This is a genomic window from Pseudomonas sp. 11/12A (assembly GCF_000800055.1).
Taxonomy (GTDB): Bacteria; Pseudomonadota; Gammaproteobacteria; order Pseudomonadales; family Pseudomonadaceae; genus Aquipseudomonas; species Aquipseudomonas mohnii.
Genome location: NZ_JUGV01000001.1, coordinates 4,936,255 through 4,952,982 on the forward strand (window position 1 = coordinate 4,936,255; position 16,728 = coordinate 4,952,982).

Below are 16,728 nucleotides of genomic sequence, written 5' to 3' on the forward strand. Positions count from 1 at the left end.
TTCCTTCCCTTAAGCCGCATCGCGCTTGGCGTCGTTGCGGTAGGCCTCTACCGCCGCGATCAAGGCTTGAAGAATCTCGGCACTTTCGCCGATCACCGACAGGTCGGCCCGTTTGATCATGTCGCAGCCAGGATCGAGGTTGATCGCCACCACCTTGTCGCAGGCACCAATACCCTGCAGGTGCTGGATCGCCCCGGAAATCCCCACCGCCACATAGACGCGTGCAGTGACCCAGGTACCCGACGCGCCGACCTGACGGTCGCGGGCCATGAAACCGTCGTCCACGGCAACCCGGGACGCGCCTTCGGTGGCACCCAATGCTTCGGCGGTCCTGTGGAAAAGGCCCCAATCCTTGACGCCGTTGCCGCCGGAGAAAATGAACTCCGCTTCGGCCATCGGAATCGCCGCCGGATCCACCGCCACCGCACCCAGATCCTCGATCCGCGACAGGCTGCGCGCAACCGCTGTGGATAACTCCACCGGCAGGGCTTCGTGGCGGGTTTCGCTGACCGGTTCGGCGCATTCGGCAGCCGCCAGGATCAGCCGTGCGAGCGGACGCGCAAGGTCTTGCAAACCCGCACCGGCGCGGCCGATGCACGCCTGATCCTTGACCTGCCAGACCCGCGTGGCCGGGCGTTCGCCCAATGCCGCGGCAAAACGGCGACCGAGTTCGCCGCCACCGGTACGACTGTCCGGCAACAACCAGTGACGCGGACTGAACTGGTTATCCACAGCCCGCAGGCCCTGTACCCGTTGTTCCGGTGCATAACCGCTGAATTCCTCGCCCTCGAGCACCAGCAGGCGATCGACGCCGGCATTGGCAAAGGCGCTCTCTTTATGTTCGCCAAAGACCACGGCCAACACCGCGCCATCCTTGCCCGCCAGTTGATGGGCCAGTCCCAGGAGATCGCGGTCGTGACTGCTCAAGCGGCCACCGACCATGTCCGGTACGACGCTGATGTAGAACGCCGGGGCAGGCACTTGATGCAGCGGCAATTGCACTTCAACGGCGGCCGAGCGCTTGGTCGCGCCGCCCTGTTGCGCGCCACTGCGGTCGATGCGCTTGATGCCGTTCGGGCCGATAAAACCGATGCCATGGGGGTTCTTGCGGATGACACCATTGGGCCCCATCCAGCTGTGTTGCGCCGGCTGCATGGCGGCGTGCAGCGGATGCAGCCGGTTTCGGGCGATCCATTCGGCCCGGGGGTCGCGGCGGATAATGTCGCTCATCAGTGGGCCTCCGCAGGTTCACGTTTGGCTGGCGTGGACGGCTTGCTCGGTGCCTGGTCTTCGAGCAGCGCATCGGCCACCAGTTCGGCAATGTCCTTGATCAACGGCCGGGGTTCGACCACGCCTTCGAGCATCGCCGTGCACTGTGGACAACCCACGGCCACCAGTTCGGCGCCGGTCTCGCGGATGTCTTCCATGCGCATGTCGGGAATTCGTTGCTTGCCCGGAATGTCGGTGATCGGTGCCCCGCCGCCACCGCCGCAGCAGCGCGAGCGGAAACCGGAACGTTGCATTTCCTTGACTTCGATCCCGAGCGCACGCAGTACCTCGCGCGGCGCCTCGTACTCGCCGTTGTAGCGGCCGAGGTAGCACGGGTCGTGATAGGTCACGCTGTCGCCCTTGTGCTGACCGAGGTTCAGCGCACCGGCCTGGATGATTTCCGCCATGTAGGTGCTGTGGTGCTGCACCAGGTAGTTGCCGTCGAAGGCGCCGTACTCGTTTTTCAACACATGGAAGCTGTGCGGGTCGCAGGTGACGATGCGGTTGAAGCGGTATTTGGCCAGGGTCTGGATGTTGCGTTTGGCCAGCAACTGGAAGGTCGCTTCATCGCCCAGGCGTCGGGCCACGTCGCCGCTATCACGTTCTTCGAGGCCCAGCACGGCGAAGTCGACCTTGGCCGCTTTCAGCACTTTGACGAAGGCGCGCAAGGTGCGCTGGTTGCGCATGTCGAAGGCACCGTCGCCGACCCAGAACAGCACGTCGGTGGATGTCTTCTCGCTGAGCAGAGTGAGGTTCAAGTCCGCCGCCCAGTTCATCCGTCCGCCCGGTGCAAAGCCGCCGGGGTTGTCGGTGGCGATCAGGTTTTCCAGGACCTCGGCGCCCTTGTTCGGGGTCGCGCCTTTTTCCAGGGTCAGGTGACGGCGCATGTCGACGATGGCATCGACGTGCTCGATCATCATCGGGCACTCCTCGACGCAGGCGCGGCAAGTGGTGCATGACCAAAGGGTCTCGGCATCCACCAGACCATTGACGATCGGCTGATGGGGATTGCCGGCGTGTTCGCCGATGGCTTTGCCCGGATAGGGGCTGCCGGCGAAGTTGGCATCGGTGCCGCCTGCCAGGCCGACGACCATGTCCTGAATCAGTTTTTTCGGGTTCAACGGCTGACCGGCGGCGAACGCCGGGCATGCTGCTTCGCATTTACCACACTGCACGCAAGCGTCGAAACCGAGCAATTGGTTCCAGGTGAAATCCTTGGGTTTTTCCACGCCCAGCGGTGCCGACAGGTCGGTCAGGTCCAGCGGTTTCAAGCCCGTGGAGCGACCGCCACCAAAGCGCTCGGCGCGACGGTGCCAGGCCAGGTGCAGGGCACCGGCGAAAGCGTGCTTCATCGGCCCGCCCCAGGTCATGCCGAAGAACAGCTCCGATACGCCCCAAAGCACGCCGATGCCGAGAATCGTCGCCAACAGCCAGCCGCCGAAGTGCTCCGGAAGAATGCCCGCCACGGGCAGGGTCACCAGGAAAAACGACGCCGAGAACGCCAGCAGGCTTTTCGGCAGGCGCATCCACGGGCCTTTGGACAAACGGCTCGGCGGGTTGCGTCGACGCAGGTAAACGAAGATCGCACCGACGAACATCACCGCCGACATCAGCAGCAGTGCGTACCCGAGGATGCGGTTATGCAGGCCGAAACCGTGCACCAGAATCGCCAGCACGATGGACGCCACCGCACCACCGGCCGTGGCCACGTGGGTGTTGGCAATGTATTTGTCCCGCGCCACCACGTGGTGCAGGTCGACCATATAACGCTTGGGCATGGCGAACAGGCCGCCGATCAGGTCGACCTTAGAGGCCCGGCCCCGGCGCCACATGGACACCCGCCGCAACGCGCCCAGAACCGCAAGGCCCAGGGCAGCGAACAACAGGATTGGAAGAAGGGTGTTCAACATGGTGAAGCTCCCAAAGACCTCGGGCTTAACTACCTGGATGCTTTGCTCGACCCCCTGTAGGAGCGAGCTTGCTCGCGATGGTCGTTAACGATGACGCGCGCGGTCTGAAAGAACGCGGCGCCTTCAAATTCATCGCGAGCAGGCTCGCTCCTACAAGGTTATCCACAAGCTCTTAGAAATCCTTGCACAACCGCAACGCGTCATAGATCGCCGCGTGCACGTTACGCTGGGCCACGCAGTCGCCGATGCGGAACAGCAAATAGCCGTCGCCACTCTGCTCCAGGCAAGGTTGAGGCTTGATCGCGAACAAGGCTTCGACGTCGATCTGGCCTTTGTTGCGCGAGCCTTCCTTCAACGCGTAGTAGATTTCTTCGTCCGGGCGCACGCCGTTTTCCACGACCACCTGGTCCACCACCCGCTCCTCTTTGGCGCCGGTGTATTCGTTTTCCAGCACCGCCACCAGCTTGTCGCCTTCGCGGTAGACCTTTTCCAGCATCATGTCGCCGGTCATGATCACTTCTTTCGGGTACATGCTGCGGTAGTAAGTCGGGAACGACGTACCGCCAATTGCCACGCCCGGCTTGATGTCGTCGGTGACGATCTCGACCTGGCTGCCCTTGTCGGCGAGGAAGTCCGCCGTGGACATGCCGGTGAATTCGCAGATGGTGTCGTAGACCAGCACGTTCTTGCCCGGTGCCACCTTGCCATCGAGGACGTCCCAGCTGCTGACCACCAGGCCTTCAGCCGCGCCCCAATGCTCGTTTTGCTCCAGGAACGGATGACCGCCGACCGCCAGCACCACCACGTCCGGACGCAAGTCCATGATGGTCGGCGCATCCGCCGCAGTCCCCAGGCGCAGGTCGACTTTCAGGCGTGCCAGTTCCAGTTGATACCAGCGGGTGATACCGGCGATCTGGTCCCGTTGCGGCGCTTTCGAGGCCGTGGTGATTTGCCCGCCGATGAATTCTTTCTTCTCGAACAAGGTCACGTCGTGGCCACGTTCAGCGGCCACACGTGCCGCTTCCATCCCCGCAGGACCGGCACCGACCACCACCACTTTGCGTTTCACGCCGGTGGTTTTCTCGATGATGTGCGGCACGCCCATGTATTCACGGGAGGTGGCCGCGTTCTGGATGCACAGCACATCCAGGCCTTGGTACTGACGGTCGATGCAGTAGTTGGCGCCGACGCATTGTTTGATCTGGTCGATCTGGCCCATCTTGATCTTGGCGATCAGGTGCGGGTCAGCGATGTGGGCGCGGGTCATGCCGACCATGTCGACGTAACCGCCTTCCAGAATGCGGGTGGCCTGGTTCGGGTCCTTGATGTTCTGCGCGTGCAGCACCGGAACCTTGACCACTTCCTTGATGCCGGCGGCCAGGTGCAGGAACGGCTCCGGTGGATAACTCATGTTCGGAATCACGTTGGCCAAGGTGTTGTGAGTGTCACAACCCGAACCCACGACACCGATGAAATCCAGCATGCCGGTGTCGTCGTAGTATTTGGCGATCTGCTTCATGTCCTCGTGGGACAGGCCGTCCGGGTGGAACTCGTCACCGCAGATACGCATGCCCACGCAGAAATCGTCGCCGACCTCGGCACGCACCGCTTTCAACACTTCCAGGCCGAACTTCATGCGGCCTTCGAAGGTGCCGCCCCATTCGTCGGTACGCTTGTTGACCCGTGGGCTCCAGAACTGGTCGATCATGTGCTGGTGCACCGCCGACAGCTCGACACCGTCCAGGCCACCGGCCTTGGCGCGGCGCGCGGCTTGAGCGTAGTTACCGATTACCCGCCAGATCTCTTCCGGCTCGATGGTTTTGCAGGTGGCACGGTGTACCGGCTCGCGTATGCCCGACGGCGACATCAGCGTCGGCCAGTTGAAGCCGTCCCAACGGGAACGACGGCCCATGTGGGTAATCTGGATCATGATCTTGGCGCCGTGCTTGTGCATGGCGTCGGCCAGATTCTGGAAGTGCGGAATGATGCGGTCGGTGGACAGGTTCACCGAGCTCCACCATTCCTGCGGGCTGTCGATGGCCACCACGGACGAACCGCCGCAGATCGCCAGGCCGATCCCGCCCTTGGCCTTCTCTTCGTAATACTTGACGTACCGGTCGGTGGTCATGCCGCCGTCGGTGGCATAGACCTCGGCGTGCGCGGTGCTGAGCACGCGGTTGCGGATGGTCAGTTTGCCGATCTGGATCGGCTGGAACATTGCTTCGAAAGCCATGGCGGGTTCCTCGACTTACAACGGCTTGACGATGAACAAGCCGTCTTCGTGGCCCTCTTCGGAGCCACCGTAGACTTGCTCGGCCACGGTGCGGATCTGGCTGCCGCGAGCGGCGAGGATCTGATCCATCGCACCGGCAAACCAGCCGGTGAACATGTAGTCGACCTTGCGCCCGACCTTGCCGTAGACGTAGACGAACGCCGAGTGTTCGAGCTTGACGCTGGCGGTGCCTTTGTCGAGGTCGATGTCCTGGATCTTGAACAGGCCCCAGCCGCGCTGCGACAGACGCTTCATGTAGTGCTCGAACACCGCGACGCCCTCCAGGCCGTGGCATTCAGCTTCTTTCTCGCACCAGTGCCAGGCGGACTTGTAGCCGGCCTTGTAGAGGATCTCGGCGTAGGCTTCGGCGCCCAGCACTTCCTCGATGCCCATGTGGTTGTTGACGAAGAAATGGCGCGGCACGTACAGCATCGGCAGGGCGTCGGACGTCCAGACACCGGTCTCGCTGTCGACTTCGATTGGCAATTGCGGGGCGATCTTGGCCATGGAAACTTAACTCCAGAAAAATTTTGGTGTTGCCTGCGGCGCGGATGGCCGCAGGTAAGGATTCAGAAGTGCGGCGGCTTATTCGCCCCAAACATCTTTCAAGACGTTCACCCAGTTCTCGCCCATGATCTTGCGCACCACGCGCTCGGAGTGGCCGCGCTTGAGCAGGGTCTCGGTCAGGTTCGGGAACTCGCCCACGGTACGGATGCCCAGCGGGTTGATGATCTTGCCGAAGCTGGTCAGGCGGCGGGCGTAGCCCTTGTCGTGGGTCAGGTACTCGAAGAAGTCCTGGCCATGGCCCTGGGTAAAGTCGGTGCCGATGCCGATGGCGTCTTCGCCGACGATGTTCATGGTGTATTCGATGGCTTCGGCGTAGTCGTCGATGGTCGAATCGATGCCCTTGGCCAGGAACGGCGCGAACATGGTCACGCCGACGAAACCACCGTGATCGGCGATGAACTTCAGTTCTTCATCGGACTTGTTGCGCGGGTGAATCTTCAGGCCCGACGGCAGGCAGTGGGAATAGCAGACCGGTTTCTTCGATTCGAGGATGACTTCTTCGGAAGTCTTGGAGCCGACGTGGGACAGGTCGCACATAACGCCGACGCGGTTCATCTCGGCGACGATTTCACGACCGAAGCCCGACAGGCCGCCGTCACGCTCGTAGCAACCGGTGCCCACCAGATTCTGGGTGTTGTAGCACATCTGCACGATACCGACGCCGAGCTGCTTGAACACCTCGACATAGCCGATCTGGTCTTCAAAGGCGTGGGCGTTCTGGAAACCGAAGAGGATGCCGGTCTTGCCCTGCTCCTTGGCCTTGCGGATATCGGCGGTGGTACGCACCGGAATCACCAGGTCGCTGTTCTCGCGGATCAGTTTCTGGCTGGCGGCAATGTTGTTGACGGTGGCCTGGAAGCCCTCCCACACCGAAACGGTGCAGTTGGCCGCGGTCAGGCCGCCCTTGCGCATGTCTTCGAACAGCTCACGGTTCCACTTGGCAATAATCAGCCCGTCGATAACGATACTGTCGGCGTGCAATTCGGCTGGGCTCATCAGGCTGTCCCCTTGTTGGCGATTCATGCGCCGAATCGTCTGCCGGCGCTTTGGGGCCAGCATATGCCTCGGTGCCTTGGCAGCCGGGTGCAAAAACGACAGGGGAATTGCCGAAAGCGTCAATCCGCGACAAAGGGTCGTCGCCGGGCGCAATCTGCTACCTGTTCAAGGCCTTCCGCTTGGGCCAGAATTCGCCGCATCTCTTGAGGCTTTACTGGAAGCTTTACTGGAATAAGGGGCGGCAACGTAATGAAATCCATCATCCTGGCTTTGGCGCTGATTGCGACCGGCGTACACGCGGCGGAGGAATCCGACGACAACCCTTGCGACAAAGTCGAAAACGACGTCCAGACCCTGGAATGCTCGGCTTACAGCAAATCCACCGCCGAAGAGCTATTGAGCGAAAACCTCAAAAGCCTGAACGAGCGCATGCAGTCGCTCTACGGCAAGAACCCGTCGCAACTGACCGACATCACCGCCAGGATCAAGGCCGCCCAGCAGCAGTGGACGAAGACCCGCGACGCCGACTGCGCCGTCGAAGCCTTCCCGGCCACCGCCGGCAGCAAGGCCTTCACCATTGCGCAAAATGATTGCGTGGCGCGGATGAGTGACGAGCGGTCGGAGTTTTTGGAGTCGATTGGGCAGGAGTAAGCACTAAGGATGGAAACCAACATGATCCCTCATGAAGTTGTCAGCCGCATTGTCGACGGAGCTCTACCTATCCGCGCCTGGCGCGAACACTTGAACCTTACCCAGGATGAAGTGGCCAAACGGATGGGGATTTCCCAACCGGCTTTCGCCCAGCAAGAAACAGTCGCCAAGCCGCGCAAGGCCACCCGCGAAAAAATCGCTGCGGCTTTTGGCATCAACGCCAGTCAACTAGAGCTGTAAGCTGCACGCCTTCAGCCAGTAAAGGGATTCAACATGAAAGTCTGCGGCATCGAAATCAAGGGCAGCGAAGCGATTATCGCCGTGGCCATGCTAGAGGGTCAGGCGCTGGGCCATGTTGCCCTCGCCACCAAGAAAATCGCCCTCGACGATGACGACGAAGCCGCCAACGTCAAGGTGTTTGCCGCTCAGGTGGCGTCCTTTGTTCGCGAAAATGCCATTGATCGCATCGCGATCAAGAAGCGCAGCAAGAAAGGCGAGTTCGCCGGTGGACCGACCACGTTCAAGATCGAGGGTGTGTTCCAGTTGCTGGAAAGTTGCGAGGTGACGCTGCTGTCGCCGCAGACCATCAATGCGCAGAGCAAGAAACACGACTTTGAACTGCCGGGGACGCTGAACAAGTATCAGCATGAAGCTTACAAGGCGGCGTGTTCGGCGCTGATGAAGAAGTAACCGGTATTCCTGACAGAACAAATTAACGGTGGGAGCCAGCCTGCTGGCGATGGCGGTGCATCAGTCGCTATTTGAGTGTCTGACAGACCACTATCGCCAGCAGGCTGGCTCCCACAGTTTTTTCGGTGTTTTCAGGATCACGCTTTGGCAGTACGCCGGTCCTCCCGCGGACACCGCTCAAACCTCGCCCGATAACTGCGAGTGAAATACGACGGCGACTCAAACCCGCAGGCAATGCTGACTTCCAGCACGCTCATGTCGGTCTGACGCAGCAATTGCCGGGCCTTCTCCAGCCTCAGTCGCAGATAGAAATTGCTCGGCGTGTCGTTCAGGTGCAGGCGGAACAGTCGCTCCAGCTGACGCCGGGTGACCTTGATCGATTCCGCCAGTTCCAGCGTGCTCAGCGGTGGCTCGCTGTGCTGCTCCATTTCACCGATCACGTGCACCAGTTTCTTGTTGCTGATGCCATAACGCGTGGCGACTTCCATGCGCTGGTGGTCTTTGCGCGGGCGGATGCGGCCGAGTACAAACTGTTCGCTGACCTGAATCGCCAGCTCCGGGCCGTGGGCTTGAGCGATCAGATCGAGCATCAGGTCGATGGAGGCCGTGCCGCCCGCCGACGTGATGCGCCGACGATCGATTTCGAACAACTCCTGGGTGACGCTGAGCTGCGGGTAGGACTCCTTGAAGGCGTCGATGGCTTCCCAGTGCAGGGTCAGGCGATGACCGTCGAGCAGGCCCGCTTCCGCGAGGATGAAACTGCCGGTGTCGATGGCGCCGAGGGTCACGCCTTCATTGTCCAGCCGTCGTAGCCAGTGCTCCAGCGTCGGGGTGGCGAACTTCAGCGGTTCGAAACCGGCGACCACTAACAAAGTCGCGCCTTTTTTCAGCGGCTCCAGCGCCGCGTCGGCGTTGACCGACATGCCGTTGCTGGCCAGCACTGCCCCGCCATCGGCGCTCAATACATGCCAGCGATATAGCTCGCCGCGAAAGCGATTGGCGACCCGCAAGGGCTCGATGGCCGAGATAAATCCAATGGCCGAGAAACCCGGCATCAACAAGAAATAGAAATCCTGGGACATGGAGCGCACTCGGTTGGCGGGAACGAGAGGGCGGGTAGCGTGTTGACGTTGATACGCCACTTGCAACAGGCATTCAAGAGCACAGGTCGCCGCAGTGCAAGAGCTGGTCGCCGCAGTGCGCTTTCATGGCGCCTTAGCTGCGTAACTTGGCATCACCGGCGCGCCAGACGCCGGAACTCACAATAACGAACTGCCGAGGAAACCTGAGATGAAACGACTGATCAGCAGCTGTGTTCTTGCACTCAGCGGTACCGCTTTCCTGAGCGCCAGTGTCATGGCCGCCGAACCCGCCGCGTGCCAGAACGTGCGCATGGGTGTAGTGAACTGGACCGACGTGATCGCCACCAGCGCCATGACCCAGGTATTGCTCGATGGCCTCGGCTACAACACCAAACAAACCAGCGCCTCCCAGCAGATCATTTTCGCCGGGATCCGTGATCAGCGCCTCGACCTGTTCCTGGGTTACTGGAACCCGCTGATGACCCAGACCATCACCCCGTTCGTCGACGCCAACCAGGTCAAGGTGCTGCAAGCGCCGAGCCTCAAGGATGCACGCGCCACCCTCGCCGTGCCGACTTACCTGGCGGACAAGGGCCTGAAAACCTTCGCCGACATCGCCAAGTTTGAAAAAGAACTGGGCGGCAAAATCTACGGCATCGAACCGGGCTCGGGTGCCAACACCCAGATCAAGGCGATGATCGCCAAGAACCAGTTTGGCCTCGGCAAGTTCCAGTTGGTCGAGTCCAGCGAGGCCGGCATGCTCGCCGCGGTGGATCGCGCCGTGCGCCGCAACGAAGCCGTGGTGTTCTTCGGCTGGGCGCCGCACCCGATGAACGTCAACGTCAAGATGACCTACCTCACCGGCAGCGACGACGCCCTCGGCCCGAACGAAGGCAGCGCCACCGTGTGGACCGTGACCGCGCCTAAATACGCCGAGCAATGCCCGAACATCGGCCGCCTGCTGAGCAACCTGACGTTCACCGCCGAAGACGAGAGCCGGATGATGCAGCCGCTGCTCGATCACAAGGACGCCTTCGAATCCGCCAGGCAATGGCTCAAGGATCACCCGCAGGACAAACAACGCTGGCTCGAAGGCGTCACCACCTTCGATGGCAAACCGGCTGCTCAAAACCTGCAACTGACCAGCAAATGACGCACCCGTAACACGACCCGGATCGAACCACCGATTCGCAGCCCGAAAGGGCTGCGAACAGACTACTCACGCCTGCAAGGAACCACCTCATGAACCACGACGTCATCATCACCTGCGCACTCACCGGTGCTGGCGACACGACCGCCAAGAGCCCACATGTGCCGGTCACCCCGAAACAAATCGCCGCTGCCGCCGTGGAAGCCGCGAAGGCCGGCGCCACTGTGGTTCACTGCCACGTTCGCGACCCTGAAACCGGCAAGTTCAGCCGTGATGTGGCGCTGTACCGTGAGGTGATGGAGCGCATTCGCGAAGCCGACGTCGACATCATCGTCAACCTGACCGCCGGCATGGGCGGCGACCTGGAAATCGGCGCTGGCGAGAACCCGATGGAGTTCGGCCTGAACACTGACCTGGTCGGCCCGCTGACCCGCCTGGCTCACGTAGAAGAACTGCTGCCGGAAATCTGCACCCTCGATTGCGGCACCCTGAACTTCGGCGACGGCGACACCATTTACGTCTCCACCCCGGCGCAACTGCGCGCGGGCGCCAAACGCATTCAAGAGCTGGGCGTGAAGGCCGAGCTGGAAATTTTCGACACCGGCCACCTGTGGTTCGCCAAACAGATGATCAAGGAAGGCCTGCTCGACAACCCGCTGTTCCAGCTCTGCCTGGGCATCCCATGGGGCGCGCCGGCTGACACCACCACCATGAAAGCCATGGTCGACAACCTGCCGGCCGACGCGGTCTGGGCCGGTTTCGGCATCGGTCGCATGCAAATGCCGATGGCTGCGCAAGCGGTGCTGCTCGGCGGCAACGTGCGAGTCGGCCTGGAAGACAACCTGTGGCTGGACAAAGGCGTACTGGCGACCAACGGCCAACTGGTCGAACGGGCCTCGGAAATCCTCAGCCGCCTCGGTGCCCGCGTGCTCACCCCGGCTGAAGGCCGCAAGAAAATGGGCCTGACCCAGCGCGGTTAACCCCTCCTTTTCCCCTGTAGGAGCGAGCTTGCTCGCGAAAAAGGTACAGCCGACGCCACTCAGCGCCTGGAATACCATCGCGAGCAGGCTCGCTCCTACAAGGATCACCGAACTATTCAGGAAGTTGCCATGAGCTTTATCACCGAAATCAAAACCTTCGCCGCCCTGGGCAGCGGTGTCATCGGCAGCGGCTGGGTATCCCGTGCCCTCGCCCACGGTCTCGATGTCGTCGCCTGGGACCCGGCGCCCGGTGCCGAGGCAGCCTTGCGCAAACGCGTTGCCAACGCCTGGGGAGCCCTGGAAAAACAAGGCCTGGCCCCTGGCGCCTCACAGGATCGCCTGCGCTTTGTCGCGACCATCGAAGAATGCGTTCGCGACGCCGATTTCATCCAGGAAAGTGCCCCGGAACGCCTGGAACTGAAACTGGAACTGCACAGCAAAATCAGCGCCGCCGCCAAGCCCGACGCGTTGATCGGCTCCAGCACTTCCGGCCTGTTGCCGAGCGAATTCTACGAGAGCGCCACACACCCGGAACGCTGCGTGGTTGGCCATCCGTTCAACCCGGTTTACCTGCTGCCATTGGTCGAAGTGGTCGGTGGCAAAAACACCGCGCCTGAAGCGGTGCAAGCGGCGATGAACGTCTATGAATCCCTCGGCATGCGCCCGTTGCACGTACGCAAGGAAGTGCCGGGCTTCATCGCTGACCGCTTGCTCGAAGCGTTGTGGCGCGAGGCGCTGCACCTGGTCAACGACGGCGTGGCGACCACCGGTGAAATCGACGACGCGATTCGTTTCGGCGCGGGCCTGCGCTGGTCGTTCATGGGCACCTTCCTGACCTACACCCTGGCCGGCGGCGATGCCGGCATGCGCCACTTCATGGCACAGTTCGGCCCGGCGCTGCAGTTGCCGTGGACCTACCTGCCGGCGCCGGAGCTGACCGACAAACTGATCGATGACGTGGTCGATGGCACCCGCGAGCAATTGGGCAAACACAGCATTTCGGCGCTGGAGCGCTATCGTGATGACTGCCTGCTGGCGGTGCTGGAGGCGGTGAAGACCACCAAAGCCAAGCATGGCATGGCTTTCAGCGAGTAATCGACTATCAGGAAGGGCCCCATCGCCAGCAGGCTGGCTCCCACAAGAGAATGCATTTCAATGTGGGAGCCAGCCTGCTGGCGATGACGGCATTCCAATCACAATTTGTTCTGGATCAGCCACCATGCCCGCACTGACCACCTACCAAACCAAAATCATCCCCGACTGGGTCGACTACAACGGCCACCTGCGCGACGCGTTTTATCTGCTGATTTTCAGCTATGCCACCGATGCGCTGATGGACCGGCTAGGCATGGACAGCAACAACCGCGAAGCCAGCGGCCACTCGTTGTTTACCCTTGAGTTGCACCTCAACTACCTGCATGAAGTGAAACTCGACGCCGACGTTGAAGTGCACACGCAGATCATCGGTCACGACAGCAAACGCCTGCACCTCTATCACAGCCTGCATCTTGTGGGCGATGACAAGGCGCTGGCGGGCAACGAGCAAATGCTGCTGCATGTCGACCTCGCCGGGCCACGTTCCGCGCCCTTCAGCGAAGACACCCTGGGCCGACTGCAAGCCATGGTCGCCGAACAAACCGATCTGCCAACCCCCGAGTACATTGGCCGAGTGATCGCGTTACCCCCAAAAAAATAACAAGGAGATCGCCATGAACACCGCCGCCGCTTTTGCCGACTTCCGTACTTACCCGTTGATCAGCGCGCTGAAGGGCGTGCAGGTCATGGACGATCATGTTCTGGTGGAGTGGGCCGACAACCGCGTCAGCCCGTTTCATCATCAATGGCTACGGGACAACTGCCCATGCCCGCAATGCGTCTACACCGTCACCCGCGAGCAGGTGCTGGAGATCGTCGACGTCCCGCAAGACCTGGTGCCTGCAGAGGCCAGCGTTAATGCTGAAGGCTGCCTGAGCGTACAGTGGCAAGACGGCCACGGCAGTCGATTCGATCCAGGCTGGCTGCGCGCCCACGCGTATGACGACGAATCCCGTGCCGAGCGCCAGGCTGGCAAACCGAAGGCCAGGCTCTGGCACAGCGATCTGCAACTGCCGGTTTTCGACTACGCGGCGCTGATGCAGGACAACGACGCTTTGTTGCAATGGCTGCTGGCGGTTCGCGATGTCGGCCTGACCCAGGTCCGTGGCGTGCCCACCGAGCCCGGCTCATTGAAGTTGATCGCGCAGCGGATTTCGTTCATTCGCGAAAGCAATTTCGGCGTGCTGTTCAACGTGCAATCAAAGGCCGATGCCGACAGCAACGCCTACACCGCTTTCAACCTGCCGTTGCACAGCGATTTGCCGACCCGTGAGCTGCAACCGGGGCTGCAGTTCCTGCATTGCCTGGTCAACGACGCCGAGGGCGGCGAGAGTATTTTTGTCGACGGCTTTGCCATCGCCGAGGCGTTGCGCCAGGAAGATCCGCAAGCCTTTCAAAGCCTCTGCGAAATCCCGGTGGAGTTCCGCAACAAGGACCGTCACAGCGACTACCGCTGCCTCGCGCCGATCATCGCCCTGAACGCTTCAGGACAGGTGTCGGAAATCCGCATGGCCAACTTTCTGCGCGGCCCGTTCGATGCGTCGGTGGAGCAGATGCCCCGGCTGTATCGTGCCTATCGGCGCTTTATCGCGATGACGCGCGAACCCCGCTTCCGCTTGATGCAAAGGCTCAATCCCGGCGAACTCTGGTGCTTCGACAACCGCCGTACGCTGCACGCCCGCAACGCCTTCGACCCTGCCACCGGTGCCCGACATTTCCAGGGTTGCTATGTGGACCGCGATGAGTTGTTGTCGCGCATCCTGGTATTGCAACGCTAGACCGCGTCACACCTCCCCTGTGGGAGCTGGCTTGCCAGCGATGGCGGTGCACCTGTCACACCGCGTCGCCCCATTCGCCAGCAAGCCGGCTCCTACAGACAGGCTAAAAAAAGCCCCGATCAAGCCGTGACAAGATCGAGGCAGAAGGTACTGTTGAGGAGCTGCGCGCGAGGGTGACCAAACCTTCGTGAAGCCAGCTGAATCCAGTGTGCCCACTCCCTTGACCGCGAAGTTAGCCGAAAACGACCTGTTCATAGCCAATGCGGCCATTGCGACAATTCGCCCTTGCCCCCACTTCGCACCCCTACCAGAATCGAGCCACGACACCGTTCCCAGAAGAAGGATTTGCGTCATGATGCACGCCGATTTGATTGACCAGGAAGACCTGTTGGGCCAGCTCAAGGCATTGGGTTTTCAAGTACCGAACGGCTCCACGGCCGAGCAGGCTTGCGAGTGCGCGGTGCGAGGATTGAACGATGAACGGGCGATAGTACTGCGCACCATGGTCAAGCAGATGTACACCAGCAGCGCGACCATTTTGCCCGCCGTGCGCCAGGCCATCGACAGGCAATTGCTGCCGGCGTTGGCGGAGTATCAGCAGAGCCACCGCGCCTGATAGATCCCATCGCGAGCCAGCTCGCTCCCACATGGGATTGGCGTTGAACACACTCTCTGTGAACAACCCAAAAACCTGTGGAAGCGAGCTGGCTCGCGATGAAGTCCCCTCGGTTTAGAGCCTTACACTGGCAAATGTCGACTCGTTGCGCGCCTGACTCAACGCTGACAACGGTCCGGACAACGGCGACAGCACCAGCGCTTGCGGCAGCGGCATCATCGCCACCTGCTGGGTGGTATTGGAGCCTACGCGCTCGTCACGCGGCGGAATGCCGAAGTATTCGCGGTAGCACTTGGAGAAGTGCGGCGTGGACACGAAGCCACAGACCGACGCCACTTCGATGATCGACATCGGCGTTTGCTTGAGCAATTGCCGTGCGCGGATCAGGCGCAGTTTCAGGTAGTAACGCGACGGCGAGCAGTGCAGGTACTTCTGGAACAGCCGCTCCAGCTGACGACGGGACACAGCGACATACACCGCCAGTTCGTCGAGGTCGATCGGCTCTTCGAGGTTGGCCTCCATCAGCGCGACGATTTCCTGAAGTTTCGGCTGGTTGGTGCCGAGCATGTGCTTGAGCGGCACGCGCTGGTGATCCTGTTCGTTGCGGATACGCTCGTAGACGAACATCTCCGAAATCGCGGCCGACAGTTCACGACCGTGATCGCGGCTGATCAGGTGCAGCATCATGTCCAGCGGCGCGGTGCCACCGGAACTGGTGAAGCGGTTACGGTCGAGGGTGAACAGACGCGTACTCATGGCTACACGCGGGAAGGCTTCCTGCATCGCGGCCAGGCATTCCCAGTGCACGCTGCAGTCGAAACCGTCCAGCAGGCCGGCGCACGCCAGGGCCCAACTGCCGGTGCAGACCGCGCCGAGGCGACGGGACTGACGCGCCTGGCTCTGCAGCCATGACACGTGTTCGCGGGTAACAGTGCGTTGAATACCGATACCGCCGCAGACGATCACGGTGTCCAGGGGTGGTGCTTTGTGCATGGAGGCGTCGGGGGTGATCTGCAGACCGTCACTGGCCCAGACCTGACCGCCGTCGACTGTGAGGGTGGTCCAGCGATACAGCTCGCGACCGGACAATTGGTTGGCCATTCGCAGAGGCTCCACAGCGGAAGCCAGGGAAATCAGCGTGAAATTGTCCAGCAGCAAAAAGCCGATGGATTGAGGCGCACGGTTCTGGGGTTGGGCCCCTGAGTTGAACGACGTCATCGCGGTATCTCCTCACACAAAGCGGGTGATGGCCTCAGGCGGAGGCTCTTGTTATTGCCATCGTTCTCGCGTGGGAGACGGGCTTTGTAATGACAGAGCAAATGCCATGCCTAAATTTGAATGCGCGTTCAATAACTCCTAAAAACGACGTCGGAATGAGTCTGCATATGACGCGCGGCGAGTAGGGTTAAGGCGGCCATCAGGCGGGACTGGTGCGCTGCCCCGTTGCGTGTGAGCAAATCGGTAGCACTTGTGGGAATAGGGCTGAAACGATGCGGAAAAGAGTGTCACCGCAGGCACAGGTGACAGGCGGTCAGGGTCCCTGGCGATCCCTGACCTCGGGGTCATGATTTACCTGTTTGCGACGCGCCAAAAGGTGGCGCGTTTGAGATCGGATGTTCACTTAGCGCGCAGTTTTGACTGGTCTGACGCTATCGCTGGCCAGCCAGCTCCC

15 protein-coding genes and 1 pseudogene are annotated in these 16,728 nt (G+C 61.4%); 9 read left to right on the top strand and 7 right to left on the bottom strand.

Annotated features, from left to right (window positions below):
* Positions 1-9 precede the first annotated feature (9 nt).
* From etfA to GQ39_RS22780, 5 genes are all read right to left on the bottom strand, one after another.
* The gene (gene etfA / locus GQ39_RS22760) at positions 10-1,230 is read right to left on the bottom strand and encodes an electron transfer flavoprotein subunit alpha (protein WP_047534322.1); all 1,221 of its coding nucleotides are present in this window, start codon (positions 1,228-1,230) and stop codon (positions 10-12) included.
* The gene (gene dgcB, locus GQ39_RS22765; protein WP_047534323.1) at positions 1,230-3,179 is read right to left on the bottom strand and encodes a dimethylglycine demethylation protein DgcB; all 1,950 of its coding nucleotides are present in this window, start codon (positions 3,177-3,179) and stop codon (positions 1,230-1,232) included. Before dgcB ends, etfA begins: the two co-directional genes overlap by 1 nt.
* A gap of 172 nt (positions 3,180-3,351) precedes the next feature.
* Positions 3,352-5,412, bottom strand: a complete 2,061-nt coding sequence (dgcA, locus tag GQ39_RS22770) for a dimethylglycine demethylation protein DgcA (RefSeq protein ID WP_047534324.1) — start codon at positions 5,410-5,412, stop codon at positions 3,352-3,354.
* Between the two features lie 15 nt (positions 5,413-5,427).
* Positions 5,428-5,958 (bottom strand): DUF5943 domain-containing protein, encoded by a 531-nt coding sequence (locus tag GQ39_RS22775; RefSeq protein ID WP_047534325.1) that lies wholly within the window; start codon positions 5,956-5,958, stop codon positions 5,428-5,430.
* A gap of 78 nt (positions 5,959-6,036) precedes the next feature.
* On the bottom strand, positions 6,037-7,014 hold the full coding sequence (locus tag GQ39_RS22780; RefSeq protein WP_008033250.1) for a dipeptidase: 978 nt from the start codon (positions 7,012-7,014) through the stop codon (positions 6,037-6,039).
* Between the two features lie 249 nt (positions 7,015-7,263).
* On the opposite strand from GQ39_RS22780, the gene GQ39_RS22785 reads away from it, so the two are divergent.
* The 3 genes and pseudogenes from GQ39_RS22785 to GQ39_RS22795 all read left to right on the top strand — a co-directional run bounded on the left by GQ39_RS22785 (position 7,264) and on the right by GQ39_RS22795 (position 8,355).
* Complete coding sequence (locus GQ39_RS22785; protein ID WP_047534326.1) at positions 7,264-7,665, top strand: lysozyme inhibitor LprI family protein; 402 nt, start codon at positions 7,264-7,266, stop codon at positions 7,663-7,665.
* Between the two features lie 18 nt (positions 7,666-7,683).
* Positions 7,684-7,905, top strand: a pseudogene (locus tag GQ39_RS22790) (helix-turn-helix domain-containing protein); the annotation flags it as partial.
* Positions 7,906-7,938: 33 nt separating this feature from the next.
* Positions 7,939-8,355 carry a DUF3010 family protein gene (locus GQ39_RS22795; protein WP_047534327.1) on the top strand — a complete coding sequence of 139 codons (417 nt, stop codon included), beginning with the start codon at positions 7,939-7,941 and terminating at the stop codon, positions 8,353-8,355.
* Between the two features lie 137 nt (positions 8,356-8,492).
* Here GQ39_RS22795 and GQ39_RS22800 read toward each other — a convergent pair whose 3' ends face one another.
* Complete coding sequence (locus tag GQ39_RS22800) at positions 8,493-9,437, bottom strand: GlxA family transcriptional regulator (protein ID WP_047534328.1); 945 nt, start codon at positions 9,435-9,437, stop codon at positions 8,493-8,495.
* 208 nt (positions 9,438-9,645) lie between these two features.
* Between GQ39_RS22800 and GQ39_RS22805 the strand changes: the two genes are divergently transcribed.
* From GQ39_RS22805 to GQ39_RS22830, 6 genes are all read left to right on the top strand, one after another.
* Positions 9,646-10,590, top strand: coding sequence for a choline ABC transporter substrate-binding protein (locus GQ39_RS22805; protein ID WP_047534331.1), 945 nt, complete (start codon positions 9,646-9,648; stop codon positions 10,588-10,590).
* Positions 10,591-10,679: 89 nt separating this feature from the next.
* Complete coding sequence (locus GQ39_RS22810) at positions 10,680-11,567, top strand: 3-keto-5-aminohexanoate cleavage protein (RefSeq protein WP_047534332.1); 888 nt, start codon at positions 10,680-10,682, stop codon at positions 11,565-11,567.
* Positions 11,568-11,696: 129 nt separating this feature from the next.
* Complete coding sequence (locus GQ39_RS22815) at positions 11,697-12,662, top strand: L-carnitine dehydrogenase (protein WP_047534333.1); 966 nt, start codon at positions 11,697-11,699, stop codon at positions 12,660-12,662.
* Positions 12,663-12,786: 124 nt separating this feature from the next.
* Positions 12,787-13,263 (top strand): thioesterase family protein, encoded by a 477-nt coding sequence (locus tag GQ39_RS22820; protein WP_047534334.1) that lies wholly within the window; start codon positions 12,787-12,789, stop codon positions 13,261-13,263.
* Between the two features lie 13 nt (positions 13,264-13,276).
* Positions 13,277-14,440 carry a gamma-butyrobetaine dioxygenase gene (locus tag GQ39_RS22825; protein ID WP_047534335.1) on the top strand — a complete coding sequence of 388 codons (1,164 nt, stop codon included), beginning with the start codon at positions 13,277-13,279 and terminating at the stop codon, positions 14,438-14,440.
* Positions 14,441-14,792: 352 nt separating this feature from the next.
* Entirely contained in the window at positions 14,793-15,056 is a 264-nt protein-coding gene (locus tag GQ39_RS22830) for a hypothetical protein (RefSeq protein ID WP_047534336.1), read from the top strand.
* A gap of 114 nt (positions 15,057-15,170) precedes the next feature.
* On the opposite strand, the gene GQ39_RS22835 is transcribed toward GQ39_RS22830, so the two are convergent.
* Positions 15,171-16,274: a GlxA family transcriptional regulator gene (locus GQ39_RS22835; RefSeq protein WP_047534337.1), complete on the bottom strand. Its 1,104-nt coding sequence runs from the start codon at positions 16,272-16,274 to the stop codon at positions 15,171-15,173.
* Between the last annotated feature and the right edge of the window lie 454 nt (positions 16,275-16,728).

Bases quoted from the DNA above. Each gene is read 5' to 3' on its own strand.
- etfA (WP_047534322.1), bottom strand. From the start codon at position 1,230: ATGAGCGACATTATCCGCCGCGACCCCCGGGCCGAATGGATCGCCCGA.
- dgcA (WP_047534324.1), bottom strand. From the start codon at position 5,412: ATGGCTTTCGAAGCAATGTTCCAGCCGATCCAGATCGGCAAACTGACC.
- GQ39_RS22825 (WP_047534335.1), top strand. From the start codon at position 13,277: ATGAACACCGCCGCCGCTTTTGCCGACTTCCGTACTTACCCGTTGATC.
- GQ39_RS22835 (WP_047534337.1), bottom strand. From the start codon at position 16,274: ATGACGTCGTTCAACTCAGGGGCCCAACCCCAGAACCGTGCGCCTCAA.
- dgcB (WP_047534323.1), bottom strand. From the start codon at position 3,179: ATGTTGAACACCCTTCTTCCAATCCTGTTGTTCGCTGCCCTGGGCCTT.
- GQ39_RS22785 (WP_047534326.1), top strand. From the start codon at position 7,264: ATGAAATCCATCATCCTGGCTTTGGCGCTGATTGCGACCGGCGTACAC.
- GQ39_RS22805 (WP_047534331.1), top strand. From the start codon at position 9,646: ATGAAACGACTGATCAGCAGCTGTGTTCTTGCACTCAGCGGTACCGCT.
- GQ39_RS22815 (WP_047534333.1), top strand. From the start codon at position 11,697: ATGAGCTTTATCACCGAAATCAAAACCTTCGCCGCCCTGGGCAGCGGT.
- GQ39_RS22775 (WP_047534325.1), bottom strand. From the start codon at position 5,958: ATGGCCAAGATCGCCCCGCAATTGCCAATCGAAGTCGACAGCGAGACC.
- GQ39_RS22795 (WP_047534327.1), top strand. From the start codon at position 7,939: ATGAAAGTCTGCGGCATCGAAATCAAGGGCAGCGAAGCGATTATCGCC.
- GQ39_RS22830 (WP_047534336.1), top strand. From the start codon at position 14,793: ATGATGCACGCCGATTTGATTGACCAGGAAGACCTGTTGGGCCAGCTC.
- GQ39_RS22780 (WP_008033250.1), bottom strand. From the start codon at position 7,014: ATGAGCCCAGCCGAATTGCACGCCGACAGTATCGTTATCGACGGGCTG.
- GQ39_RS22820 (WP_047534334.1), top strand. From the start codon at position 12,787: ATGCCCGCACTGACCACCTACCAAACCAAAATCATCCCCGACTGGGTC.
- GQ39_RS22800 (WP_047534328.1), bottom strand. From the start codon at position 9,437: ATGTCCCAGGATTTCTATTTCTTGTTGATGCCGGGTTTCTCGGCCATT.
- GQ39_RS22810 (WP_047534332.1), top strand. From the start codon at position 10,680: ATGAACCACGACGTCATCATCACCTGCGCACTCACCGGTGCTGGCGAC.